This is a genomic window from Caballeronia sp. GAWG1-5s-s (genome assembly GCF_023631445.1).
GTDB lineage: Bacteria > Pseudomonadota > Gammaproteobacteria > Burkholderiales > Burkholderiaceae > Caballeronia.
Window position 1 is genome coordinate 431,914 of record NZ_JALQDC010000001.1, and the last position, 25,178, is coordinate 457,091.

General features: G+C 63.1%; 22 protein-coding genes. 11 read left to right on the forward strand and 11 right to left on the reverse strand.

The annotated features are described in order from the left end of the window. Positions 1-72: 72 nt before the first annotated feature. The 9 genes from hprK to kdsD all read right to left on the reverse strand — a co-directional run bounded on the left by hprK (position 73) and on the right by kdsD (position 7,966). On the reverse strand, positions 73-1,041 hold the full coding sequence (gene hprK / locus NCR34_RS02115; protein WP_008351692.1) for an HPr(Ser) kinase/phosphatase: 969 nt from the start codon (positions 1,039-1,041) through the stop codon (positions 73-75). Positions 1,042-1,235: 194 nt separating this feature from the next. Beyond that, positions 1,236-1,691 carry a PTS IIA-like nitrogen regulatory protein PtsN gene (gene ptsN, locus NCR34_RS02120; RefSeq protein WP_175939328.1) on the reverse strand — a complete coding sequence of 152 codons (456 nt, stop codon included), beginning with the start codon at positions 1,689-1,691 and terminating at the stop codon, positions 1,236-1,238. A 397-nt stretch (positions 1,692-2,088) separates the two neighbouring features. Further along, complete coding sequence (gene hpf, locus NCR34_RS02125; RefSeq protein ID WP_159835157.1) at positions 2,089-2,448, reverse strand: ribosome hibernation-promoting factor, HPF/YfiA family; 360 nt, start codon at positions 2,446-2,448, stop codon at positions 2,089-2,091. A gap of 182 nt (positions 2,449-2,630) precedes the next feature. Further along, positions 2,631-4,148 (reverse strand): RNA polymerase factor sigma-54, encoded by a 1,518-nt coding sequence (locus NCR34_RS02130; protein WP_250498974.1) that lies wholly within the window; start codon positions 4,146-4,148, stop codon positions 2,631-2,633. 172 nt (positions 4,149-4,320) lie between these two features. Continuing rightward, the gene (gene lptB / locus NCR34_RS02135) at positions 4,321-5,088 is read right to left on the reverse strand and encodes an LPS export ABC transporter ATP-binding protein (protein ID WP_248321078.1); all 768 of its coding nucleotides are present in this window, start codon (positions 5,086-5,088) and stop codon (positions 4,321-4,323) included. Positions 5,089-5,099: 11 nt separating this feature from the next. Continuing rightward, positions 5,100-5,810: a lipopolysaccharide transport periplasmic protein LptA gene (gene lptA, locus NCR34_RS02140; RefSeq protein WP_250498975.1), complete on the reverse strand. Its 711-nt coding sequence runs from the start codon at positions 5,808-5,810 to the stop codon at positions 5,100-5,102. 29 nt (positions 5,811-5,839) lie between these two features. Beyond that, a complete protein-coding gene (lptC, locus tag NCR34_RS02145; RefSeq protein WP_250498976.1) occupies positions 5,840-6,442 on the reverse strand; it encodes an LPS export ABC transporter periplasmic protein LptC in 603 nt (200 codons plus the stop codon). 4 nt (positions 6,443-6,446) lie between these two features. Further along, on the reverse strand, positions 6,447-6,983 hold the full coding sequence (locus NCR34_RS02150) for a KdsC family phosphatase (RefSeq protein WP_250498977.1): 537 nt from the start codon (positions 6,981-6,983) through the stop codon (positions 6,447-6,449). Beyond that, a complete protein-coding gene (kdsD, locus tag NCR34_RS02155) occupies positions 6,983-7,966 on the reverse strand; it encodes an arabinose 5-phosphate isomerase KdsD (RefSeq protein WP_175939340.1) in 984 nt (327 codons plus the stop codon). Before kdsD ends, NCR34_RS02150 begins: the two co-directional genes overlap by 1 nt. Positions 7,967-8,126: 160 nt before the next feature. Here kdsD and NCR34_RS02160 point away from each other — a divergent pair, with 160 nt between their 5' ends. From NCR34_RS02160 to purU, 5 genes are all read left to right on the forward strand, one after another. After that, entirely contained in the window at positions 8,127-10,121 is a 1,995-nt protein-coding gene (locus tag NCR34_RS02160; protein ID WP_250498978.1) for a monovalent cation:proton antiporter family protein, read from the forward strand. Between the two features lie 53 nt (positions 10,122-10,174). Beyond that, positions 10,175-10,750 carry an adenine phosphoribosyltransferase gene (locus NCR34_RS02165; protein WP_284506440.1) on the forward strand — a complete coding sequence of 192 codons (576 nt, stop codon included), beginning with the start codon at positions 10,175-10,177 and terminating at the stop codon, positions 10,748-10,750. Then, the gene (locus tag NCR34_RS02170; RefSeq protein WP_250498979.1) at positions 10,750-11,364 is read left to right on the forward strand and encodes a LysE family translocator; all 615 of its coding nucleotides are present in this window, start codon (positions 10,750-10,752) and stop codon (positions 11,362-11,364) included. The genes NCR34_RS02165 and NCR34_RS02170 overlap by 1 nt, the downstream gene beginning before the upstream one ends. Positions 11,365-11,427: 63 nt before the next feature. Then, a complete protein-coding gene (locus tag NCR34_RS02175; protein WP_250498980.1) occupies positions 11,428-12,273 on the forward strand; it encodes an NUDIX hydrolase in 846 nt (281 codons plus the stop codon). Positions 12,274-12,313: 40 nt separating this feature from the next. Continuing rightward, a complete protein-coding gene (purU, locus tag NCR34_RS02180; RefSeq protein WP_250498981.1) occupies positions 12,314-13,183 on the forward strand; it encodes a formyltetrahydrofolate deformylase in 870 nt (289 codons plus the stop codon). A gap of 88 nt (positions 13,184-13,271) precedes the next feature. On the opposite strand, the gene NCR34_RS02185 is transcribed toward purU, so the two are convergent. Together NCR34_RS02185 and uvrA are read right to left on the reverse strand one after the other, a co-directional pair. Continuing rightward, the gene (locus NCR34_RS02185) at positions 13,272-14,360 is read right to left on the reverse strand and encodes an AI-2E family transporter (protein WP_250498982.1); all 1,089 of its coding nucleotides are present in this window, start codon (positions 14,358-14,360) and stop codon (positions 13,272-13,274) included. A gap of 63 nt (positions 14,361-14,423) precedes the next feature. Continuing rightward, the gene (gene uvrA, locus NCR34_RS02190; RefSeq protein WP_250498983.1) at positions 14,424-17,297 is read right to left on the reverse strand and encodes an excinuclease ABC subunit UvrA; all 2,874 of its coding nucleotides are present in this window, start codon (positions 17,295-17,297) and stop codon (positions 14,424-14,426) included. A 273-nt stretch (positions 17,298-17,570) separates the two neighbouring features. On the opposite strand from uvrA, the gene NCR34_RS02195 reads away from it, so the two are divergent. From NCR34_RS02195 to NCR34_RS02220, 6 genes are all read left to right on the forward strand, one after another. Further along, complete coding sequence (locus tag NCR34_RS02195; RefSeq protein ID WP_206467455.1) at positions 17,571-18,773, forward strand: MFS transporter; 1,203 nt, start codon at positions 17,571-17,573, stop codon at positions 18,771-18,773. 117 nt (positions 18,774-18,890) lie between these two features. Continuing rightward, positions 18,891-19,418, forward strand: a complete 528-nt coding sequence (locus tag NCR34_RS02200; RefSeq protein WP_248321095.1) for a single-stranded DNA-binding protein — start codon at positions 18,891-18,893, stop codon at positions 19,416-19,418. 447 nt (positions 19,419-19,865) lie between these two features. Continuing rightward, complete coding sequence (locus NCR34_RS02205; protein WP_284506441.1) at positions 19,866-20,510, forward strand: response regulator; 645 nt, start codon at positions 19,866-19,868, stop codon at positions 20,508-20,510. A gap of 120 nt (positions 20,511-20,630) precedes the next feature. Then, positions 20,631-21,311: a response regulator gene (locus NCR34_RS02210; RefSeq protein WP_248321099.1), complete on the forward strand. Its 681-nt coding sequence runs from the start codon at positions 20,631-20,633 to the stop codon at positions 21,309-21,311. Positions 21,312-21,345: 34 nt separating this feature from the next. Continuing rightward, positions 21,346-22,059 (forward strand): response regulator, encoded by a 714-nt coding sequence (locus NCR34_RS02215; RefSeq protein ID WP_250498985.1) that lies wholly within the window; start codon positions 21,346-21,348, stop codon positions 22,057-22,059. 168 nt (positions 22,060-22,227) lie between these two features. Next, entirely contained in the window at positions 22,228-25,176 is a 2,949-nt protein-coding gene (locus NCR34_RS02220; protein WP_502800032.1) for a hybrid sensor histidine kinase/response regulator, read from the forward strand. The last annotated feature ends 2 nt before the right edge of the window (positions 25,177-25,178 follow it).

Sequence of the window (25,178 nt, forward strand, 5' to 3'; positions counted from 1 at the left end):
TGCTCGTTCGCTTCATCTTAGCACCTGCGTATCGTACGGACTTCGTGCGAATTCCGTGAAGACGCGCGGGCTTCAGATGAGTTTGCCGGGAAACTGGCTGTCCGGGTCCTGCATGGCAAGCCGCTGACGGTCCATGAAATCGCGCAACGTGTCGATGCCGCGCAATTGCAGGATGGTATTACGCACTGCCGCTTCGACCAGCACAGCAAGGTTGCGGCCAGCCGCCACCTGAATCGTCACTTTGCTGATGGGCAGGCCGAGCACATCGACGGTCTGGCTTTCGAGCGGCAGGCGCTGGAATTCGCCGTCCGGGCGGCGCACGAGCTGCACGATCAGCTTGAGCTTCATCTTCCGGCGCACGGCGGTCTCGCCGAAGATGGTCTTGATATCGAGCAGGCCGAGGCCGCGCACTTCCAGCAGGTTTTGCAGAAGCGGCGGGCAGCGTCCTTCGACGAAATCGGGACCGAGACGGACGAAATCGACGGCGTCGTCGGCAACGAGTCCGTGGCCGCGGCTGATGAGTTCAAGGCCGAGTTCGCTTTTGCCGAGGCCGGAATCGCCCGTCAGCAGCACGCCCATGCCGAGAATGTCGATGAACACGCCGTGCAGCGTGGCGCGGGGCGCGAGAATGCGCGACATATACGCGCGCAGACTGTCGATGACGGCCGCCGCCGACATGCGCGTGGTGAAAAGCGGCGTCGACGAGCGCGTGCAGCGAAGCACGAGTTCGGGGGGCGCGCCTACTTCGCCGGCTACGACCAGAAACGGCGGCTCCAGCGCGATCAGCTCGGCCATGTGGCGCGAGCGGTCTTCGTCGGACTGACGCTGGTAGTAGTTGATCTCGGCGTCGCCCAGCACCTGAATGCGGTTCGGGTGAATGAGGTTCAGGTGGCCGACGAGGTCGGCGCTCGACGTTGCGTTCGCCACCGTTTCACTCGAAAACCCGCGTTCCCAGCCTTCGTGCCCGGTGAGCCAGCTGAGCTTCAGAGCGGCGGCGTTGTCGTCGAAAATACTTTGAGCGTTGATGCTGGACGTATCCATGAGGCCGGAACTCCGTTGGAAGCCGGGAGCAGCCTTCGCGTGACGAAGCCTTGAGCTTCGGTTCGCCGCATGGCGCTGCGTGTGACCGATTGTGCCGCAGAAGCACCGCGCGCGCGAGAAGCGTCAAAAGCGCGCGAGCGGCGCGGCGCGCTCGCCACGCCTTTCAGAAGCGGTGGCCCGCGTCTAAGGAGCGATTACGGTTGCCATTGCGTGAGCACCTGATACAGCGCCTCACGGTCCTCTTCCTTGTGCAGACGCTCGCGCGCTTCGCTGTCGGAGAGCAGTTGCGCGATCTCCGAGAGAATTTCGAGGTGCTGCTGCGTGGCCTGTTCGGGCACGAGCAGGAAGATGAGTAGCGACACCGGCTGGCCGTCGGGCGATTCGAACGCAACCGGCTCGGCCAGGCGCACGAAGGCGGCGAGCGGTTGCTTCAGCCCCTTGATGCGGCCGTGCGGAATGGCGACGCCTTCGCCGAGCCCGGTCGAACCCAGGCGCTCGCGGGCGAAGAGGTTGTCGGTGACGATGCTGCGGGCGATGCCGTTCTGGTTCTCGAAAATCAGGCCCGCTTGCTCGAATACACGCTTCTTGCTGGTGACGGACAGTCCGAGAACCACGTTCTCGATGGGAAGAAATTTGGCTAAACGATTCATGTTGGCAGGCTGATGCGTGGCCTGATAGCTCCTCATCGTGGCTGCTGTCTGAAAGCGCTCACGGCGATGGTGATACGGAAGATGCGCTTGCGGCGTTCCCTGCGGCGTTCCCTGCGGCGTTCCTGTACTGCGGACCCCGATCATAACCGGCTCATTATAGAACAGGGGAAAGCACGATGGTGCGGCGCGCCATTGCAGTCGCCGCAATCGAATGTGCAGTACAAAGCCCGGAAAATCAATGCTTTGTGCCACGCCGTCATGCACTATGCAACAAAAACGCCGCCAATGGGCGGCGTTTGTCCGAAGCGGGCGTTTCTCTGGCGCTTTTCGATTCGAGGAATGCCTCGAATCGCGCCCGCCGATGGCCGGCGGGCTGCGTCGCTCGCGCGCCTGCCGCTCAGGGCGAGGGCGCTTCCAGACCGTGCGCTTCTTCGCGGTACTTCGCGGCTTCGTGCGCGTGACCCTGGATCTTGTCCTTGTGGCGAATGACCTGGCGGTCCAGCTTGTCGACCATCAGGTCGATAGCTGCGTACATATCAGCGTCACAACTCTCGATGAAAATGTCCTTGCCTTTCAGGTGCAGATTGATTTCCGCCTTGTTGCGCTTGTCCTTGTCCCTATGAGTGTCGACCGAGAGGACAACGTTGCCGTCCATCACCTGATCAAAATGACGGAGCACTCTGTCCAGCTTCGTGATCACAAACTCGCGCAACGCAGGCGTCAATTCGAGGTGGTGTCCACTGATCTTCAGATTCATAGTTGCTCTCCAAGCTAAGGGCCGTTGAATCACGGCGGCTCGTCCGATACCGGTCGGCTACGCGTCCCGCCGTGCGCGATGTTTGTACGCGCAAGGAACGGGCCGCTTGGCCGGCTCGTCCGCGCTTTCGCGATGCGGCCGGTAAAAGTCCACCGCGGTATGCGGTGAACCACAGAGACGGGTCAAAGAGACTTGCGCAGATTGACTGCGGGGATTTTCAGCGCCTCGCGGTATTTGGCGACGGTGCGCCGCGCAACCACGAAGCCTTGTTCCGCCAGCAGTTCGGCGATGCGGCTGTCTGAAAGAGGAGTTTTGGGGTCTTCCGCTCCTATCAGTTGCTTGATGAGGGCCCGGATCGCCGTGGACGATGCGGCGCCGCCCGTGTCGGTGGAAACGTGCGATCCAAAGAAGTACTTAAATTCAAGCGTCCCGAATGGGGTGAGCATGTACTTCCCGGTAGTCACACGGGAAACCGTCGATTCGTGTAAACCCAGCGTATCAGCAATCTCCCGCAAAACCAAGGGCCGCATGGCGATTTCACCATGCGCAAAAAAGTTCTTCTGACGCTCGACGATCGCCTGCGCGACGCGAAGAATCGTCTCGAAACGCTGCTGGATATTCTTGATCAGCCAGCGTGCTTCCTGAAGCTGTTGACGCAATGAACCACTGCCCGGATCGCCACGGTTGTTGCGCAAAATGTTCGCGTACAGATGGTTGATCCGCAGCCGCGGCACGATCTCCGGATTCAGTTCCGCGGTCCATCCGCTCGCGGATTTGCGCACCAGAATGTCCGGCACCACGTAGTCCGCTTCGCTCTTGCCGTACGCGGCGCCGGGAAACGGCTCCAGCGACCGGATCAGCACGTGCGCGTCCCGGAGCGCGTCGTCGCTTGCCTTCAGTTGCTTGCGCAAGCGCGTGAAGTCGCGCGCGGCGAGCAGTTCCAGATGGTTCGTGACGATTTCGAGCGCAAGCGTGCGCGTGGGCGACGGATCGAGCCGCAGCAATTGCAGCTTCAGACACTCCGACGCCGACCGGCCGCCGACACCCGGCGGGTCGAAACTCTGGAGCAAGGCCAATGCCGCGCTGAGTTCGTCGACATCGACTTCGAGTTCGTCCGGCAAATCTGCCTGAATTTCTTCGAGCGACGACGTGAGATACCCGTCCTCATCCAGCGATTCGATCAGGAACGTGATCAGCGCGCGGTCGCGCTGATTCGCCTGCGTCATGCGCAGTTGCGCGGTGAGATGGTCGCGCAGCGTCGTGGTCGATTCGTGGATTTGCAGCGGCGGCAGGTCGTCGTCGTCGGAGGCGTTGTTCGAGCGGCCGTAGTCTTCGAGATTCCAGTTGCTCGAATCCGTGCCGCCGTCGGACGCGAGGCCGTTGTACTCGTCGACGCCCTGCGGCTCGCTGCTTTCCGACCGTTCGGAACTCGACGAGCTGGACGTGGAGCCATTGCTCATCATCGGCTCGGGGGCGGCGCTGCTCGCGCCGGCCGTGGCAATCAGCGAACCGTCTGCGGCCACGCGAAGCGGGCTCGCGATCCAGTCGTCGTCGTTTTCCAGCAGCGGGTTCTGCGCGACGGCCATTGCCACTTCCTGCTGCAGTTCGAGCGTCGACAACTGCAGCAGCCGGATGGACTGCTGTAGTTGCGGGGTGAGCGCAAGATGCTGCGATAGGCGAAGTTGGAGGCTGGCTTTCATGGCAAGGTTTTATTTCATTGTAGAGAGTTTGCCACGCGCGCGAAACCTCGCGGCCAATCCAAAATTAGCGCAAAAAAGCGCGTGCCGCCTCGAGGGCGGCACGTAAGTTTTGCTGTTCCCGCTCGATGCAGTGCGGTAATTCACCGCATGCGCCGCGCGCCTGGCGTCGGCGCTACATGCGGAAATGCTCGCCGAGATACACGCGTCGCACGTTCTCATTCTCGATGATCTCGCTCGGCGCGCCGGCCGCCAGCACGCTGCCGTCGCTGATGATGTAAGCGTGGTCGCAAATGCCCAGCGTCTCGCGCACGTTGTGGTCCGTTATCAGCACGCCGATGTTGCGCTGCTTCAGGAACTTCACGATCTTCTGGATTTCGAGCACGGCGATCGGATCGACGCCCGCGAAGGGTTCGTCGAGCAGAATGAAACTGGGATTCGTCGCGAGCGCCCGTGCGATTTCCACGCGCCGCCGCTCGCCGCCCGACAGCGAGAGCGCCGGATTTTCACGCAGATGCGCAATCTGCAGTTCGTCGAGGAGCGCCTCGGCACGCTGCGTGATCGCGTCCTTCGACAGCCGCTTGCCCGATCCGTCCGTTTGCAGTTCCAGCACGGCGCGAATGTTCTGCTCCACGGTGAGCTTGCGGAACACGGACGCTTCCTGCGGGAGATACGATAGCCCAAGATGCGCGCGCTGATGGATCGGCAGCAGGCTGATGGACTTGCCGTCGAGATCGATCTCGCCCGCGTCGAGCGGCACGAGGCCGACGATCATATAAAACGACGTGGTCTTGCCCGCGCCGTTCGGGCCGAGCAGACCGACCACTTCGCCGCTCTTCACGTCGAGCGAGACGTCCTTCACGACGGTGCGCGAACCGTACCGCTTTTTCAGATTGCGGACGACGAGCGAACTCGATTTGCCGTCCGGCTTGCTTGGGGACATGGCGGGCGAATTCACTGCTGCGGCGTTCCTTGAATGGTGTTCGACGGCGCGAGCGTCGCGGGCGAGCCGTTGAGCGGCGCGGCGCCGCCGGAGCGGGGCGCGAGCATCGCGCGAACGCGGCCGCTCGGGTTGCCGGGGCCGGCCACGTCCTTGCCGGCGCTCGCCGTGTAGAAGTCTTTCTGCCCGTCGTACGTGATGACGCTGCCGCGCACTTCGTCCTGAACCGTGGTCAGACCTTGCAGGCGGCGCACCACGGCGCGCGTCGTGAGCTTGGTGAAGTCGTTCTTGCCGTCATAGTCGATGCGCACGGCGTTGCCTTCGATGTATTCGTCGACGCCGTCGCGCTTCTGGCGGAAGTACGAGAGATTGCTGCCGGTGGACGTGCCGGTCGCGTACTGATAGCCCTGCGGATCCTGCGTGACTTCCACGCGATCCGCCTTGATGACGATGGTGCCCTTGGTCGCGACGACGTGACCGGTGAAGACGTTCTTCTGGTTCAGGTCGTCGTAGGACATGTTGTCCGCTTCGATGTTGAGCGGCTTGTCGCGGTCGGCTTTTTCGGCGTGCGCGGCGGGCGCGAAGCCCGCGAGCGGCAGCGCGACGAACGCGGCTGCGGCTGCGGCCAGCGCGGCCCGCATCACACACCTCACGCGCGCGGTGGTGCGATGCGCGAACGTTGCGCCCGCGGGGCCGCCATCGGGACGAGGGAAGCTGTGGTTCATGCAGTCAAGATCAGGATGGAATCCCGGGTTCACTTGGAGGAGCCGCCATTGATATCCGTGGCCGCGATCGCGCCGCGCACGTTACCGAAGAGCTTCATTTCCCGGGTGACGTTGTTGTAGTTCATGCCGTTGGCGGTCATCACCGACGGACCGCGCTGAAGTTTAACCGGCTTTTCCGTTTCGATGACATCGTCGTTCACCAGCACGCGAAAATGCTGCGAATCCGCCTGCATCTGCGGATCGCCGTAACCGGCCGCGCGCAGGATGCGGGCGTTGTCGTAGAGATTGACGATCGACACGTCGCCGTTCACCGTGCCGCGCTGCGCCGTGGCCGTCACGATAGGCTTTTGCGGCTGGAACATGCGCACTGCGGGCAGCGTCAGGTCGCTGTTCTCGTCGTCCTCGTAATGGACCATGGATTTGGCTGTCAGCCGGTACTGCGTCGTGCCGGTGGAATCCAGTTCCGAGACGGAGAAGTTATCCGCGAAGTAGTCGGGCGTGTGACGCTTGGGCTGCTCGGGCGCTTGCGGCGCGGAAGGCAGTGTAGCCTGCAACAGCCAGTACGTGATGCCCGCGAGCGCCGCCATCGCGAGAAGCGGCAACAGCGAAGTGAGGCGTCGGGTGGGCGGCATGGCGTCAGTCTCCGAGCGCCGCCGCGAGCAGCGCGTCATAGCCATCCTGCGCGCGCAGAATCGCATCGCACACTTCGCGCACGGCGCCGTGGCCGCCGCGTGCTTCGGTTACCCAATGCACGCGCTCTTTCACTTCCGCATGCGCGTTGGCCGGCGCGGCGGCGAAACCGCAGCGGCGCATGACGGCGAGATCGGGCCAGTCGTCGCCCATGTAACCGCATTCGGCGGCGGAGATGCCGGTCGCGTCGAGCAATTGCGCGAGCGCCACCGTCTTGTCCGCGACGCCCTGATAAAGATGCGTGATGCCCAGTTCCTTCGCCCGCGCCGCGACGATTCCCGACTGCCGCCCGGTGATGATCGCCGTCTGCACGCCGATACGTTCCAGCAGCTTCACGCCGTGGCCGTCGAGCGAATTGAACGACTTCATGGTGTCGCCTTCGGCGCTGAAGTACAGGCTGCCGTCGGTGAAAACGCCGTCGACGTCGAACACCATCAGCTTGATGCGGCTCGCGCGCTCGGCGGGAAAAGGCTTCTGCGCCATCAGATTACCTTCTTGGAGAAGAGGTCGTGCATGTTCAGTGCGCCGATCAGCGTCGCATCGGCATCGACGACCAGCATCTGATTGATGCGATGGCGCTCCATCAGTTCCACGGCTTCGACCGCGAGATGGTCCGGACCGATGGTGCGCGGATTGCGCGTCATCACGTCTGCGAGCTTAAGCGAGCGGAAGTCGCCGTCGCGCTGGAGAATGCGGCGCAGATCGCCGTCCGTGAAGATGCCTTCCACGTGGCGATTGCCGTTGATGACCGCCGTCATGCCCATGCGCTTGGCGGTGATCTGAAAAAGGGCGTCTGAAACGGTCGCGTCGAGCGGCACGACCGGAACCTCGTCGCCCACGCGCATCACGTCGCGCACGTAGGTCAGCAAACGCCGGCCGAGCGCGCCGCCGGGATGCGAGCGCGCGAAGTCGTCGGGGCCGAAACCGCGTGCGTCGAGGACCGCGACGGCGAGCGCGTCGCCGAGCGCCAACGCGGCGGTCGTGCTGGCGGTCGGCGCGAGGTTCATCGGGCAGGCTTCTTTTTCGACGCGCGCGTTCAGGTGCATGTCCGCGAGTTGCGCGAGGCTCGACTCCGGACGGCCCGTAATGGCGATGAGTTTCGCGCCGAGGCGCTTGATGAGCGGGAGAATGGCGACGAGTTCTTCGGTCTCGCCGGAGTTCGATAGAGCGATGAAAATGTCATCGGCGGTCACCATGCCGAGATCGCCGTGGCTGGCTTCAGCCGGATGCACGAAAAACGCCGGCGTGCCGGTGGACGCGAGCGTGGCAGCGAACTTGCGCGCGACGTGTCCCGACTTGCCGATACCCGACACAACCACGCGGCCGCGACAGCCGAGCAGGGCTTCGACTGCGTTGGTGAAGTTGTCGTCGAGAAGGTCCGAGAGACCGCGAACCGCGTCCGCTTCGATCTGGATTACGCTGCGAGCCAGCGCCAGTGCCCGGTCGCCATTGATTTTCGCTATCATTCGCGGAGTATAGCAAAGGCGTTTCTTCGCCGCGCCTTACGGTGCGCGGCGCGCCGCCGCTTATCCGCCCCCGCGAGCCCTGGCATCAGGGGCTTCCCACGACACCGAAAACGCCGCGCCGGACACGTATCGGCGCGCTGACGACGAGGACGCTGGACGGATGACTTCTCCGCTCGAAATGACGCTGTTGTTGCTGCTGTGTTCGGTGGCGGGCGTCGTCGTATTTCGTTTTTTCAACTTGCCGCCGATGCTCGGTTATCTGGCGGTCGGCATTATCGTCGGTCCGCACGCGGCCGGTATCGCACCGGATACCGAGCGCGCGCAGCACCTCGCCGAATTCGGCGTCGTGTTCCTGATGTTCTCCATCGGTCTCGAATTCTCGCTCGCGAAGCTGCGCTCGATGCGGCGCATCGTCTTCGGGCTCGGCGCGAGCCAGGTTGGCGCGACGATCGTGTTCGCGCTCGTCGTCGGGTGGATCGCGCATTTCTGGACCACGATGTCGTGGCAGGCGAGCTTCGCGCTCGGCGGCGCGCTTTCCATGTCTTCCACCGCCATCGTCAGCAAGCTGCTCGCGGAGCGGCTAGAACTGGAATCGGAGCACGGCCGCAATATCTTCGGCGTGCTGCTGTTCCAGGATCTCGCGGTCGTGCCGCTGCTCATCATCATCGCGGCGTTCGCGAACGGCAATTCGTCGCAACTGGTGATGTGGCTCGGCATCGCGGCGGTAAAGATCGTCGTCGCGCTGACGGTTTTGCTGTTCCTCGGCCAGAAGTTCATGACGCGCTGGTTCGATCTCGTCGCGCGGCGGCGCTCGCAAGAGCTGTTCATGCTGAACCTGCTGCTGGTGACGCTCGGCGCGGCGTTCATCACGGACAAGTTCGGGCTGTCGCTCGCGCTCGGCGCGTTCATCGCGGGCATGCTGATCGCGGAAACGCCGTACCGGCATCAGGTGGAAGAAGACATCAAGCCGTTTCGCGACGTGCTGCTCGGCGTATTCTTCGTGACGACCGGCATGCTGCTCAATCCGCGCGTGATCTGGGAGCACCCGCTTCTCGTGCTCGCGTTTTTCGTCGTGCCGATTCTGCTGAAAGCCGTGATGATCACCGGCCTCGCGCGCCTGTTCGGCTCGCCGCCCGGCGTCGCCATGCGCACCGGGCTCGGGCTCGCGCAGGCGGGCGAATTCGGCTTCGTGCTCCTGAACCTCATTCTGGATTCGCATCTGGTCGATGCCACCATTCTTCAGGCGCTCCTTTCCGCGATGCTGCTCTCCATGCTCGCCGCGCCGTTCATCATCCAGAACGCGGACCGAATCGTGCTGCGGCTGTCGTCGACGGAATGGATGCTGCAATCGCTGCAAATGACGAAGATCGCGACGCAAAGCCTCAAGCAGAGCGGCCACGTCATCATTTGCGGTTATGGCCGCGCCGGGCAGAACCTCGCGCGCATGCTGGAACAGGAAGGCATTTCGTACGTGGCGCTCGATCTCGACCCGGATCGCGTGGCGGCTGCCGCGGCGGCGGGCGAATCGGTCGTGTTCGGCGATGCCGGGCGGCGCGAATCGCTCGTCGCGGCGGGGCTGAACCGCGCGGCGACGGTCGCGATCACGTACGCGAACACGCCGTCGGCCATGCGCGTGCTGCACAACATCCACGAACTTGCGCCGACGCTGCCGGTGATCGTGCGCACGGTGGACGACGCCGATCTCGAAAAGCTGACCGCCGCGGGCGCGACGGAAGTGATTCCGGAGATCGTCGAAGGCAGTCTGATGCTCGCCTCGCATACGCTCGTGCTGATGGGCGTGCCGATGCGCCGCGTCGTGCGGCGCGTGGAAGAAATGCGCGATGCGCGCTACAGCCTGTTGCGCGGCTATTTTCACGGCGCGGACGACCTCGACGACGACGATGGCCACGAGCAGGTGCGGCTACAATCCGTACCGATCGACGAACATTCGGAGGCGGTCGGGCATTCGCTCGACGATCTCGGTCTCGTCGGCAACGGTGTCGAAGTGACCGCCATTCGCCGTCACGGCATCCGGGGCGTCCAGCCGGACCCCGAAACCAGGCTCCGCGCGAACGACATCGTCGTGTTGCGCGGCCTGCCCGAAGTGCTCGCGCAGGCCGAGGAACGGCTTTCGCGCAATCGCCGGGCAGCCTAACGTTCTCTTCATCAGGCAAGCGCGGCCTCGCAGCGCGGATTTCCGGAGAAGTCATGTCCACCATTTCATCGAGCGCTTCGTCTGCATCGTCAGATGCCGCGCGGTTCATCAAGGAGCGCGTGCGCACGGTCGAAGACTGGCCACAAGCCGGCGTCCAGTTTCGCGATATCACGCCTGTCCTGCAGGACCGCCGCGCGCTGCGCACGCTCATCGACCTGTTCGTGCAGCGTTATATCGACGCGAACCTGAACGTCATCGCGGGCATGGATGCGCGCGGGTTCATCATCGGGCCGATTCTCGCGTACGAGCTGAGTCTCGGTTTCGTGCCGATTAGAAAGAAGGGCAAGCTGCCGTACAAGACGCTCTCGCAGTCGTACGAACTGGAATACGGCAGCGCGACGGTCGAGATTCACGAGGACGCGTGCCAGCCCGGCGATCGCGTGGTGATCGTCGACGATCTGGTGGCGACCGGCGGCACGATGATGGCCGGCAAGATCTTGCTGGAGCGGCTCGGCGCGCAGGTCGTCGAAGCGGCGGCGATCATCGACTTGCCCGACCTCGGCGGCTCGAAGCTGCTGCGCGACGGCGGCTTGCCGCTCTACACGGTCTGCGAGTTCGGAGGCCATTGATGCCGCACGTGCTGCTGTTTCTGGCGACATCGGTGGCAATCACCATCGCGCCGGGGCCGGACAATCTGCAAGTGCTCGCGCGCGGCATCTCGCAAGGCCGGCTCGCGGGCGTCGTCGCGGCGCTGGGTTTCGCATGCGGCGTGATCTTTCATACGACGCTCGCCGCTCTGGGCGTCGCGGCGCTCTTGCGCTCGTCGCCGCTCGCGTTTCAGGCGGTGAAGTTCGCGGGCGCGGCGTATCTCGTGTGGATCGGCATCAAGGCGCTGCGCAGCCACGGTCTCGCGACGGCGCACGCGCGACCGAGTCAGCCGCTGTCGACCGTGTTCCGCCAGAGCGTGCTCGGCAACATGCTCAATCCTAAGGTCACGCTGTTCTTCATCGTGTTCCTGCCGCAGTTCGTCGATCCGCACGGCGCGCAAAGCGTGATGCTCCAGATGTTCGAGTTGGGCGGCGTGTTCATGTTGCAGACCGTCGCGGTGTTCTCGCTTTTCGGCATCGGCGCGGGGATGATCGGCGCGTGGCTCAAGCGCCGTCCGCGCGTGGGCGTCTGGCTGGATCGGCTCGCGGGCGTGACCTTCATCGCGCTCGGCATTCGCGTGGCGCTGCGCGACTGATTTCGCTGTGCCGCGCCGCGCCTGCGCGCGTCCTTACTTCATCACGGTCTCGCCGGAGCTTTCATGACTTTGCCTTGCCTCGTCGCCGCCCGCCGTTTCGACGCCGCCGCGCACGCGCCGTTCTTTATCGGCGATGAACGCGTCGGCTGGATTCGCAAGACGGATGTCGCGTTGCTCGCGCGCTGGCCGGAAACATTCGTGATTGGCGACGACGCCGTGCGCCTGAACGTGTCGCTCGACGATATCGATAAGCGCAGCGCGGCGCTCGCCACGGTCATCGCCGCGCTGCACGCCGACGGCAATATTCCCGGCTGGCGCGACGAGACGTACGCGATCCGCAATCACTTCGACGCCGCGCCGCTCGCGTTCATCGAACGCGCGGCCTCGCGCTTCTTCGGCACGATCACTTACGCGGTGCATGTGAACGGCATCGTAAAATATCGGGATAGCGCGCCGCGGCTCTGGATCGCGCGGCGCAGCCACACCAAGTCGACCGATCCCGGCATGCTGGACAACGTGGTGGCGGGCGGCATCGGCTGGGGCTACGGGCTCATGCCGACGCTCGCGAAAGAATGCTGGGAAGAAGCGGGCATGCCCGAAGAGCTGGCCATGACCGCGACGCCCGGCGGCACGTTCCACGTCCTGCAATCGGCGCCGGAAGGCACGCAGGCCGAACAGATCTTCGTGTACGACATCGCCTTGCCGCCGGACTTCACGCCGCGCAATCAGGATGGCGAAGTCGCCGAGCATCGCGAGGCGAGCATCGACGAAGTCGCGCGCTGGATCGAAGAAGGCGAGATGACCGTCGATGCGAGCCTTGCGACGCTCGACTGCCTGCTGCGCCATCGCTGGATCGACGAAGACGCCTGTCAGGGAATCGAGGCGCTTTACGCGCCGCCGCCCGTTTGAACATCGAGCATCAACGCATTGAGGAAGGAGTAACCGGTTCATGTCGACCGAACATAGTTTTATCCTGAAGTTGTCGTGCCCGGACCGGCCGGGAATCGTGCATGCCGTCTCCGGCTTTCTGTTCGATCTCGGCGCGAACATTCTCGATTCGGCGCAATTCGGCGACAGCCGCACCGGCGAATTCTTCATGCGGGTGCATTTTCAGGAAGTGGGCGGCGACCCGGGCCTCGACGCGCTGCGCAAGTCGTTCGCGACGCTCGCCGATGAGTTCGGCATGCGCTGGGAATTGCACGATGCATTGGCGAAGCCGCGCGTCGTCATCATGGTGTCGAAGATCGGCCATTGCCTGAACGACCTGCTGTTCCGCTATCGCACGGGGCAGTTGCAGATCGAGATTCCGGCGATCGTCTCGAACCACAAGGATTTTTATCAGCTCGCCGCGAGCTACGACATTCCGTTCCACCACTTGCCGCTCAACGGCGGCACCGCGCAGGCGAAGGCCGCGCAGGAAGCGCGCGTGATGGAGATCATCGACCAGCACGATACCGATCTCGTCGTGCTCGCGCGCTACATGCAGATTCTGTCGCCCGACATGTGCGACAAGCTCGCCGGCCGCGCGATCAACATCCACCACTCGTTCCTGCCGAGCTTCAAGGGCGCGAAGCCGTACTATCAGGCGTTCGACCGCGGCGTGAAACTGATCGGCGCAACCGCGCACTATGTGACGACGGATCTGGACGAAGGCCCGATCATCGAGCAGGAAGTGGAGCGCGTGGACCACAGCATGACGCCGGATCAGTTGACGGCGATCGGCCGCGACGTCGAGTGCGTGACGCTCGCGCGAGCGGTGAAATGGCATGTGGAGCATCGCATCGTCCTGAACGGAAGCAAGACGGTCGTGTTCCGCTAGACGCTGCTGGACGCTGCTAGACGCCAAACGCAAGAAAGCCCGCTGGTCTTCGGATCGAGCGGGCTTTTTTGCTTCTGGGCGGCTGTGGTCAGACGAGCCGCAGATAGATCAGCTCGCGCTTGATGTACGCATAGAAAATCGGCGCGGCGATGACACCCGGCAAGCCGAATGCGGCTTCCATCGCCAGCATGGCAAGCAGGAGTTCCCACGCGCGCGCCTCGATCTGCCCGCCGATGATTCGCGCGTTCAGGAAGTATTCGAGCTTGTGAATGACGATGAGAAAGCCGAGCGACGCGACCGCCGTGCCGAACGACACCGAAAACGAGATCGCGACGATGATCGTGTTCGAGATCAGATTGCCGATGACTGGCAAGAGCCCGAGGATGAACGTGATCAACACCAGCGTCTTGGAGAGCGGCAGGCGCTCGTGAAAGAGCGGCAGCGCGACGAGAAGATAGAGCGCGGTGAACGCGGCGTTGATCGCCGAAATCTTGATCTGCGCGAACACGATGCGGCGGAACGCGTCGGCAAAACGCGAGACGCGCGTGACGAGCGCCGTCGAAAGCGGCAGCCGATGCGTCTGCTTCGGCGCGCCCACCGCGATGATCGCGCCGATGATCATGCCGATCAAAATGTGCCCGAAGCCGCGCGCCATGTCGCGGCCGCCTTCCTGCAACTGCTCCGAATGCTTGCGCATGAGTTCGGCGGCGCGTTCCTTCATCTGGCCGGCGTCGACCGGCAGATAGTTGGCGATCCAGTCCGGCACGCGCAGCCGCGCATGCGATGTGACGCTCACCAATTGGTCCAGCAGCCGCTGGAGGCTCGGGACGTCGTGCTCGAAATGCTCGATCGTCGCGATGGTAAGGCCGGTCAGCCCGCCGATGATGATGGCCGAGATCAGCACGACCGCGATCAGCCGCGCGCCCTTGCTCATCACGTGCCGCTCGATGACGGGCGCGATCATGTGCACCAGCTGGAACACGAGCATGCCGGCGAGCAGCGCGCCCAAGAGCTTGAGGTGCAACACGAGGAATATGGCGAGGAACGCCGCGATGTAACTGCCGATCTCCACGGCGGGGAGCTTGGGCAGGCTCATGTCGCTCGTCAGCCTGACGGGGCGCGCCGGCATGTCCCGTACGCGTCGCTCCTCGTTGGCCGCTTCGTTGCGCTTCCCCATGACTGCGTTCCCTTTTCGCTGCTGCCTACCACGGTTGTTCTTGCCGCCGGGCTGCGGCGGTTGTCAGGCGGCCGACTTCGGACGCTGGAGCAGCGGCGCGAGGTAGCGGCCCGTGAAGCTCGCCTTCGACTTCGCGACCTGCTCCGGCGTCCCTTGCGCGATGATCTGCCCGCCGCCCGCGCCGCCTTCCGGACCGAGGTCGATCACCCAGTCGGCGGTTTTGATCACGTCCAGATTATGCTCGATGATGACGACTGTGTTGCCCTGATCTCGCAACCGGTGGATCACTTCGAGCAAGAGCGCGATGTCGTGGAAGTGCAGGCCGGTCGTCGGTTCGTCGAGGATATATAGCGTCCGACCGGTATCGCGCTTGCTCAGTTCCAGCGAAAGCTTCACGCGCTGGGCTTCGCCGCCCGAAAGCGTGGTCGCCGACTGGCCGAGGCGAATGTAGCCGAGGCCCACCTCGAGCAGCGTCTTCAGCTTGCGCGCGACGACCGGCACCGCCTTGAAGAACTCGTGCGCGGCTTCCACCGTGAGGTCGAGCACTTCGCTGATGTTCTTGCCTTTGTACTGGATATCGAGCGTCTCGCGGTTGTAACGCTTGCCGTGGCACACGTCGCAAGGCACATAAACGTCCGGCAGAAAGTGCATTTCCACCTTCAGCACGCCGTCGCCCTGACAGGCTTCGCAGCGTCCGCCCTTGACGTTGAACGAGAAGCGGCCCGCTTCGTAGCCGCGCTCCTTCGCCGCCGGCACGCTCGCGAACAGTTCGCGAATGGGCGTGAACAGGCCGGTGTAAGTGGCCGGATTCGAGCGCGGCGTGCGGCCGATCGGCGATTGATCGACGGCGATCACCTTGTCGAAGTGCTCCAGACCTTCGATGGATTCGTACGGCGCCGGCTCCGTCGACGAGCCATACAAGTGCTGCGCGACCGCGTGCTGAAGCGTGTCGTTGATGAGCGTCGACTTGCCCGAACCGGAAACGCCCGTCACGCATGTCAAAAGGCCGACCGGAAGATCGAGCGTGACGTGCTTGAGGTTATTGCCGTGCGCCTCGACGATGCGCAGCCGCCGCTCGTCCGGCGCATTGCGCTTTTCCGGATAGCTGATCGTGCGCTTGCCGGACAAATATTGTCCCGTGATGGAGTTCGGGTCTTTCTGCACCTGAAGCGGCGTGCCCTCCGCGACGATCACGCCGCCGTGCTCGCCCGCGCCCGGACCCATGTCGACCACGTAATCGGCCATGCGGATCATGTCTTCGTCGTGCTCGACGACGATCACCGAATTGCCGATATCGCGCAGATGCTTGAGCGTGTCGATCAGACGGTCGTTGTCGCGCTGATGCAGGCCGATGGACGGCTCGTCCAGCACGTACATCACGCCTGTCAGCCCCGAGCCGATCTGGGATGCGAGCCGGATGCGCTGCGCTTCGCCGCCGGAGAGCGTCTCCGCGCTGCGTTCCAGCGACAGGTAATCCAGCCCGACGTTATTGAGGAACGACAGACGCGCGACGATTTCCTTGATGACCTTGTCGGCGATCTCGCCCTTCGCGCCGTCCAGACGCAGCGTCTGAAAGTAGCCGAGCGTGTCGCGCAGCGGCCAGCCGCTCACTTCGTAGATGCCGCGCGCCTGATCGCCCGAGCCGACCTTGACAAACCGCGCCTCGCGCCGCAGACGCGTGCCTTCGCACGCCGGGCACGGCTGATTGTTCTGGTATTTCGCCAGTTCTTCGCGCACGGCGGTCGAATCCGTCTCGCGGTAGCGCCGCTCCAGATTCGGGATGATGCCTTCGAACGCATGCTCGCGCACCGACGCGCGACCGCGCTCGTTGATGTACGAGAACGGAATGGCCTGCTTGCCCGAGCCGAAGAGCAGCGTCTTGCGCACTTTCTCGGGCAGTTCCTCGAACGGCGCGTCGATATCGAATTCGTAGAATGCGGCGAGGCTCTGCAGCATCTGAAAATAGAACTGATTGCGCCGGTCCCAGCCCTTCACCGCGCCCGCCGCCAGCGACAGCGACGGATGCGCGACCACGCGCTTCGGATCGAAGAACGTGATCTGGCCGAGTCCGTCGCATTCGGGGCACGCGCCCATCGGGTTGTTGAACGAGAAAAGACGCGGCTCCAGTTCCTGCAGCGAGTACGAGCAGATCGGGCACGCAAACTTCGAGCTAAATAGCTTCTCGTGGTCCGTGTCCATTTCGAGCGCGATCGCGCGGCCGTCGGCGAGGCGCAGCGCGGTCTCGAACGATTCCGCGAGACGCTGCTTCATGTCGGGGCGCACTTTCAACCGGTCGATCACCACGTCGATCGTGTGCTTGTCGTTCTTCTTGAGCTTCGGCAGCGAATCGACTTCATAGATTTTCGCGACGCCTTCGTTGGCCGTGCCGCCGCCCGAGCGAATCCGAAAGCGGATGAAGCCCTGCGCCTGCATTTCCTCGAATAATTCGACGTGCTCGCCTTTGCGGTCCGCGACCACGGGCGCGAGAATCATCAGCTTGGTTTCTTCGGGCAGCGCGAGCGCGGCGTCCACCATTTGCGAGACGCTTTGCGCTTCCAGCGGAATCAGATGATCGGGGCAATACGGAGTGCCGACGCGCGCATAGAGAAGACGCAGATAATCGTGAATCTCGGTGACCGTGCCGACCGTCGAACGCGGATTATGCGACGTGGCTTTCTGCTCGATCGAAATAGCCGGCGACAAACCTTCGATCAGATCGACGTCCGGCTTTTCCATCAGCTGTAGAAATTGCCGCGCGTAGGCCGAGAGACTTTCCACGTAACGGCGTTGGCCTTCGGCGTAAAGCGTATCGAACGCGAGCGACGACTTGCCCGACCCGGACAACCCCGTAATCACGATCAGCTTGTGACGCGGCAAGTCGAGACTGACGTTCTTCAGATTGTGGGTGCGAGCCCCACGAATACGAATTTCTTCCACGAGTTTGTTCCGGCGACGAGCGGGGAATGAGGGGGGCCAAACCTGCTACTATAACGACTTTTGCAGGGCGCGGCGCCCGCGCACCCCGTGCCGCGGACGGGCCCAGGCCGCTCGCCGCGGGCCTTGCGGCGGTCTTGCCGGCGCAGCGGGCAGCGGCCATGCGCGCCGAGTCGTCCGCTGCATATGGTGCCGTTTCGAGCAAGAACAAGGCGGCCGCGCCTGACGTCGCAAAAGGCCGGGCCAGACGCGACCCTCATTCATTTCCCGTCTCTGATGTCCAATCCGTCTGCCACGTCCGCACGTCTCTCCGCGCCGGAATTGCGCGCGACCGTGTCGCTCGCTGCCATCTTCGCGCTGCGCATGCTCGGTCTCTTCATGATCATGCCGGTCTTCTCCGTCTACGCGAAAACGATTCCCGGCGGCGACAACGTGCTGCTCGTCGGCATTGCGCTGGGCGCTTACGGCGTCACGCAGTCGATGCTCTATATCTTCTACGGCTGGATCTCCGACAAGCTCGGGCGCAAGCCGGTCATCGCGTTCGGGCTGCTGGTGTTCGCAATCGGCAGCTTCGTCGCGGCCGTCGGGCATTCCATGGCGTGGATCATCGCCGGACGCGTGATTCAGGGCATGGGCGCGGTGTCGTCGGCGGTGATCGCGTTCATCGCCGATCTCACGCACGAGGAAAACCGCACGAAGGCCATGGCGATGGTGGGCGGCAGCATCGGCGTGTCGTTCGCGGTGGCGATCGTCGGCGCGCCGATCCTCTTTCACTGGATCGGCATGAGCGGGCTTTTCACGGTGATCGGCGCGCTGTCCATCGTGGCGGTCGGCGTGGTGCTGTGGATCGTCCCCGATCCGCCGGCGCGCCCGGTGCACGTCAAGGCGCCCTTCAGCGAAGTGCTGCATAACGTCGAACTGCTGCGCCTCAATTTCGGCGTGCTCGTCCTGCACGCGACGCAGACGGCGCTCTTTCTCGTCGTCCCGCGCATTTTGGAGGCGGGCGGGCTGCCGGTGGCGTCGCACTGGAAAATCTACCTGCCGGTCATGGGGCTCGCTTTCGTCATGATGGTGCCGGCGATCATCGCGGCCGAGAAGCGCGGCAAGATGAAGGCCGTCATGCTCAGTGCAATCGGGCTTATCCTGTTCGGACAGTTGTTATTGGGCGCGGCTCCCCATACGCTATGGTCCGTGGCCGCGATTCTGTTCGTGTACTTCCTGGGCTTCAACGTGCTGGAGGCGTCGCAGCCGTCGCTCGTGTCCAAGCTCGCGCCGGGCACGCGAAAGGGCGCGGCAGCGGGCGTCTACAATACGACGCAGTCCATCGGCCTCGCCCTGGGCGGAGTGGTCGGCGGCTGGCTGCTGAAGCTGGACGGACCGAGCGCGGTCTTCTTCTCGTGCTCGGCGCTCGTGCTGGCGTGGCTTGTCGTTGCAATGTGGATGAAGCCGCCGCCGCGCAAGGCCGGGCGCGCGGCTTGAAGAGACGTTTAATCATTTGAATCCAATCAGACGTGCTGTCGGGCTTCGCATGAGAGCGACGCCTGCGCGAACAGCGCCGCACGGCTGACAGTAGGCAAAGAATCAACCGGAGAAATCATGGCATCTGTCAACAAGGTCATACTCGTAGGCAATCTGGGCGCGGACCCGGAAACGCGCTACCTTCCGAGCGGCGACGCCGTGGCCAACATTCGTCTCGCGACGACCGACCGCTACAAGGACAAGGCGTCCGGCGAGATGAAAGAGCTCACCGAGTGGCACCGTGTCGCGTTCTTCGGCCGGCTCGCGGAAATCGTCAACGAATACCTGAAGAAGGGCTCGTCGGTGTACATCGAAGGCCGCATCCGCACGCGCAAGTGGACCGATCAATCGGGACAAGAACGCTATTCGACCGAAATCGTCGCTGACCAGATGCAAATGCTGGGCGGTCGCGGCGGCGCGGGCGGCGGCGGCGACGATGGCGGCTACAGCCGCAGCGCGCCGATGGAACGCTCCGGCGGCGGCGGTGGCCGGGCGCCTTCGGGCGCGGGCGGCGGACGTGCGGGCGGCTCCGGTGGCGGCGCGAGCCGTCCGAGCGCGCCTGCGGGCGGCGGCTTCGACGACATGGACGACGACATTCCGTTCTGATAAGCGCTTCGGCGCGCGACGCATCGAGAAAACGGGCCTTCTGCTTCTGGCAGGAGGCCCGTTTTTTATTTCTCTCAGTGTTTTTTGGCAGTTTCCGACGTGCATTCGCTATTTACTGGCGGCGATTGGAAGGCTGCTGGGTGAATCGCTGTCATTCGGCACATATTCGCATCAGGCGTAATCGGACTAGTCCGATGGTTTCGAAATAGCCCAGAACTTATTTTGATGGAAAATATTCTGAAATGCTGAGAGAGCTATGTTTGCGGTTTGTCATCTAATTGCGGAAACGCGATTCTGAGAATACGTAAGATTCAATAACGCTGATTGCATGCGTGCTCGATTTTACGTGCGCGTCAGGGCGTTAATCTGCGAGCGAATGCATGGCGTTGCGACGTCGCGAGCGTCGAAAAGCGCCACTAAACATAGAAAACAGCCGAGGGCCTATTGATGCTTCGTGTAGTGTTGGCCGACGACCATCCTTTCGTAGTCCTTGGAATGAAGGCGCTTATCAATGCGGACGAAGGATTGTTCGTCACGGGCGAAGCCAGAAATGCCAGTACTTTGCTTACTGAGCTCCGAAAGGCACCGTGCGATGTGCTCGTCACCGATTTCGCCATGCCCGAGCCGGGGTGCGACGCACAGGACGGGCTTTGCCTGATCCGCAAGGTCAGGCAGGATTGGCCAGACATAAGCATTGTCGTGCTGACTAGCGTCAGCAATGTTGCCATTCTCCGCTCGATTCTGAATGCCGGCGCAATGGCCCTCGTCGACAAGGCCGAACCCATTGAACTCGTCCCGAGTGCTGTGAAGCAAGCGAGCGTCGGCCGCCGCTACGTGAGTGCATCGTTTCGCGCGGCGCTCGCGGAGGCCGGCGCCGAAACGCATTCTTCGCCCGATGCGCCACGCCTCTCCCCGAGGGAAATCGAAGTGGTGAAGCTATTCGCGAAAGGCCGCTCCATCACCGAGATCGCGAGAGAGCTGCAGCGCGACGTGCGGACCATCAGCCGACAAAAACGCGATGCAATGAACAAGCTCGGCGTGAAGAACGATCCCGGTCTCTTCGCGTTCGTGCGGGCACGCGGACTATGCTGATTTGCGTAGGACCGCATTTCCAATTCAGATGCATCTTATGTCTTTTAGGGGGTTGGTGCCCGATGCTTATATTCGGGATCAGGTCTGCGTGTCGGACTTCATAACTAAGGGTTCGTGTCGATGGAATTCGGGAATGGTAGCGAGGTCTTCTCGCGTGCGCGGCGTATAAGGTTGGCAATTGCGGACGACCATCCGCTCGTCATTCTGGCAATCGAGCGGCTTGCAGCGAACTTTCCGAACGTGGAAGTCGTCAGCCGAAGCGCCAATTCCACGCAATTGGATGATTCGCTGACACGCGGCGATTGCGATGTCGCTCTCGTGGATTTTTATATGCCGGGCGGCCGATACGGAGACGGCATACAGCTCATTCAACACATCGCGCATTGTTATCCGGACGTTCGCATTATCGTTCTGTCGCGCAATGATAATGCGGCACTCGTCAGGCAAGCATTGGACGCCGGCGCGCACGCGTTCCTGAGCAAGGAAGACCGGCTCGATCTGGTGTACGTCGCCATCGTATCGGCCATCGCCAACGAAACGTACCTCGGCCCAGCCGTGCGGCGAACCATGGCGGTAGCGAATGTCGAGAGCCGCGCCCGCTTCATTCGCCAGCGCCTGACGACGCGGGAACTCGAAGTCATCGAGCGTTATGCGCGAGGCGCGAACGTGACGGAAATCGCGAAAGAACTGGACCGCAGCGTGAAGACCATTAGCGCTCAAAAATGCGCGGCCATGCGCAAGCTGGATTTGTCGACTGACGCCGATCTTTACCGATTCATTGCCGACAGCGATCTGCTCTGAGAGCAAGCAGTAATCGCCTCAAGAATAAAAGCGAGTGCAGGGAGCGCAGCGCGCCGTCCACCGGACGGTTACTCGCTATCAGACCAATAAGATGCAAATGAGAGAACATTCGCCGCTGAGGGCCATCGTTGCGGACGATCATCCGGCAGTCGTCAAGGGGATTGCGACTTATCTGGAGCGAGACGGCGCAATTCGAGTGGTCGCCACTGCGCAGAACTCATCGCAATTGGCCGAAGCGGCCGCATCCGTGCCGTGCGATTACATCTTCGCCGATATCGGCATGCAAGGCATTGACGGGGAAAGCAATTCGATCGCGTTTCTCAAGCGTTTCCTGTGGCAGAAAACCCGGCCCCGCGTGATCGTCGTCACCATGATGTCACATAACCGCATGTTGGCCGGTCTCATTCAATTGGGAATCGACGGCATCGTCGACAAGCGCGATTCCCTCCAGTGTCTTCTTGAAGCCGTATCCACCACGCGGGAAGGTCGCTGCTTCCTTTCGCCTTCAGTGGACGAAGCGGTCGCCCGGCTCCCCGGTACGGCGCCGGCGCTGGCCGGCGTACTGAGCAAGCGCGAGTGGGAAGTTTTCCGGCTGTACGCGAGCGGCCTGCTGGTGCATGAAATCGCCAGGCGCTTCGGACGAAGCAGCAAGACCATCGCCACGCAAAAGCGCAGTGGCATGCGCAAGCTCGGGCTCGAGTCGGAAGGCGAACTCGTCGAATACTTGCGTCAAGTCGGGCTCGTCTGAGTACCAAGATTCCGCATTTTCGGAGCGCCATAAGAAATATTTCGGACGCCTCTGATTTTCCTCTGTTGCACGCACGATCAGACTCTTAAGTTGGTCATCGAGATCGCTCGGTGCAGTCCGCGCCATAAGGCGCGCGCATCGGAGCGCGCATCTTCTGAGAGAGTCGAATTGAGATCGTTGCTCGCACGCTGTTGGTTCGTCGTCAGCCTTCTTGTCTCACCGCTATGCTTCGCGTCCGGCGCGGCGCAGTCGCGGCCCGCAAGCGCGCCGCTGGCGGCGGTCTGGGATATCAGCGCGCTTCGTTTGCTGCCTGTGTTGATCGGTGTCGCGGCCGTTCTGGCGGTCACGCTTAGGGCGTTCATTCTCCTTCAGCGCGAGATGAACCGTCGCATCGAGACGGAGCAGCGTCTCGCGACCCAGTTGAGCTTTCAGCAGACGATGATGGAAGTCGTCCCGTATCCGCTCGTCGCGAAGAATATGGAGAACCGCTACATCGCGGTGAACCGCGCCTTCGAAGCGGCGCTCGGCGTGCGGCGCGAGGACGTCATCGGGCGCACGAGCATTGAAGCGGGCGCGTGGGGCGAGAAACACAGCCGGCTCGTGAACGAGATCTCCGCCGCCACGCTGCAGTCAGGGCAGGGGCAGGAGGTCGAGGCGGAATTCGTCGATAATCGCGGCCGCCCGCGTTGCGGACTCTTCTGGACGGGCGCGTTCTCGGCGGCCAACGGTGAGCGCATGGGCGTCGTCGGGACAATGATCGATATCACCGACATTCGGAATGCCGAAATGCACGCGCGCCAGACCGAGCAGCGCCTTCACGACGTGACGCGATCCCTGCCAGCGGTCGTTTTTCAGTTGCGCCGCACGAGCAGCGGCAAATACAGCCTCCCTTACATCGACGGTGACACGCGGCAACTGCTCGGCCTCGATCTCGCGGCGCTCGCCGACGATCCGACCACGATTCTGCAGCACGTCGACGCACAAGACAGCGGGCGGCTCTTCCGCGAGATCGAAGCGTCGTCGCGCACGCTGGACCCCGTGCACACCGAATTCCCTTCCACCGTCAAAGGCGTCACGCGCTGGATACGCGCGGATCTGGTCGCGCATCGCGAAGACGACGACTCGGTCGTCTGGAGCGGCTATTGGGCCGACGCCAGCGTCGAGCACGCGCGTGCCGAGGAACTTGCCCGTGCGCGAGATGCGGCCGAAGCCGCGTCGCGCGCGAAGGACGATTTCCTCGCGATGATGAGCCACGAGATCCGCACGCCGATGAACGGCGTGCTGGGACTCGTCGAGGTCATCGAGAACACGCCGCTCAATCCTGACCAGTCGCAAATGCTCGGCATGATTCAGGATTCGGCGAGCGCGCTGCTGCAAATCCTCGATGACCTGCTCGACTACACGAAGATCGAGGCGGGGCGGCTGGTCATCGAATCCACGCCGATCGACTTGCGCGAACTCGTCGACAGTGCCGTCGGCTTGCTCGCCGGGCGGGCGCACGAAAAGGGCTTGAGGGTGCGCGTGGATGTTGCGCCGGATGTGGCGGCGTCCGTTCGCAGCGACAGCGTGCGCCTGCGACAGATTCTCTTCAATTTGATGAGCAACGCGATCAAGTTCACGATAAGGGGCGAAGTCTCGCTGCACGTGCGGGCGGTCGAGCAGTCTGCATCGGAACAAGTCATCGAGCTCTGCGTCAGCGATACGGGCATCGGCATTCATCCCACAGCGCAGGCGCGGCTCTTCGAACCTTTCGTGCAGGCCGAAACCTCCACCACGCGCCGCTTCGGCGGCACGGGGCTCGGACTCACCATCTGCCACCGGCTGGTCGACCTCATGGGCGGCACGCTCACGCTGCAAAGCGAAGTGGGCGCCGGCACGTCGATGACCGTTCGCCTCAAGATGCCGGTCGAGACTCAGCAATATCAAATGGAAGGCTTGCGCGGGAGGCGTGGCATCGTCGCGATCGACGACTCGCGCGTCGCGGCGGCGCTGCTCGGTTACGGTCAGGCGCTCGGACTCGAACTGCAGCGCATGGAGCCGGATGATCCGCGCTTGCGGCGGCTCGAAACCTTCGATGGCGTCGATCTCGTATTTTTCAGCGATACGCGCAAAGACACGCTGCCGCTTGGCTCGCGCGTGATCCATGTCACCGAGAAGCCGAAGCCCACGGGCTATCGCATCCTGGAAGACGACATTCGCGTTAGCGTAAATCCCCTATCGTGGCGCGGCCTTGGCGCCGCGTGCGTGGCGGCGCTCACGGGCATGCCGCAAGTCGCGGCGCATGGCACGCTCGGCCACGAGGCACGCATGGAAGCGCCCGGCCGCGAAGACGCGCTGCACGAAGGCAAGCTCGTGCTCGTCGCGGAAGATCATCCCGTGAATCAGGAACTGATCCGACATCAGCTTTCGCTGCTCGGCTTTGCGTGCGATGTCGTGCAGGACGGAGCGGAAGCGTTAGCCGCTCTCGAGACGACACGCTACGGTTTCCTGATTACCGATTGCCACATGCCGAACATGACCGGCTACGAGTTGGCGCGGCGCGTGCGGGCGAAGGAACAGGGCACGTCGCATCACTTGCCGATTCTCGCCATCACCGCGAGCACATGTTCGAGCGAGGCGACCCGATGCCGCGAAGCCGGCATGGACGATTTCCTGATCAAACCGACGCGGCTCGCGACATTGCGGGAGCATCTGAACCGCTGGAAGGCGTCGGGGCGCCCCGAGCGCAGACATGAAGCGCGGAAGCAGCGCGCGGCGGACGCAAGGCTCGATCGCGACGCCGAAATAGACTTGAGCGGCATGGCGCAGCTTTGGGGCAGCGAGGCCACCGTGAAGGCATTGCTCGATGCCTTCGTCACCTCGTTCCGCGACGACCTCGAAGCGCTCGAGCCGTTGCTGGAGCGCGGCACCATCGAGCATCTGCGCGAATGGCATCACCGCGTGCTGGGCGCGGCGAGCGTGCTGCAATACAGGCCGTTGCTGGACGCGCTCGAAGAATTCCGGCGCGATTTGCCGAACAAGAGTCGTGAAGTCAGGCGGCGCGAAGGGCTCGCGCTGATCGACCGATGCACCGAACTGCTCGGGCGCATCGAGGCGCAGTGCGCCGCGCTCCAATAAAC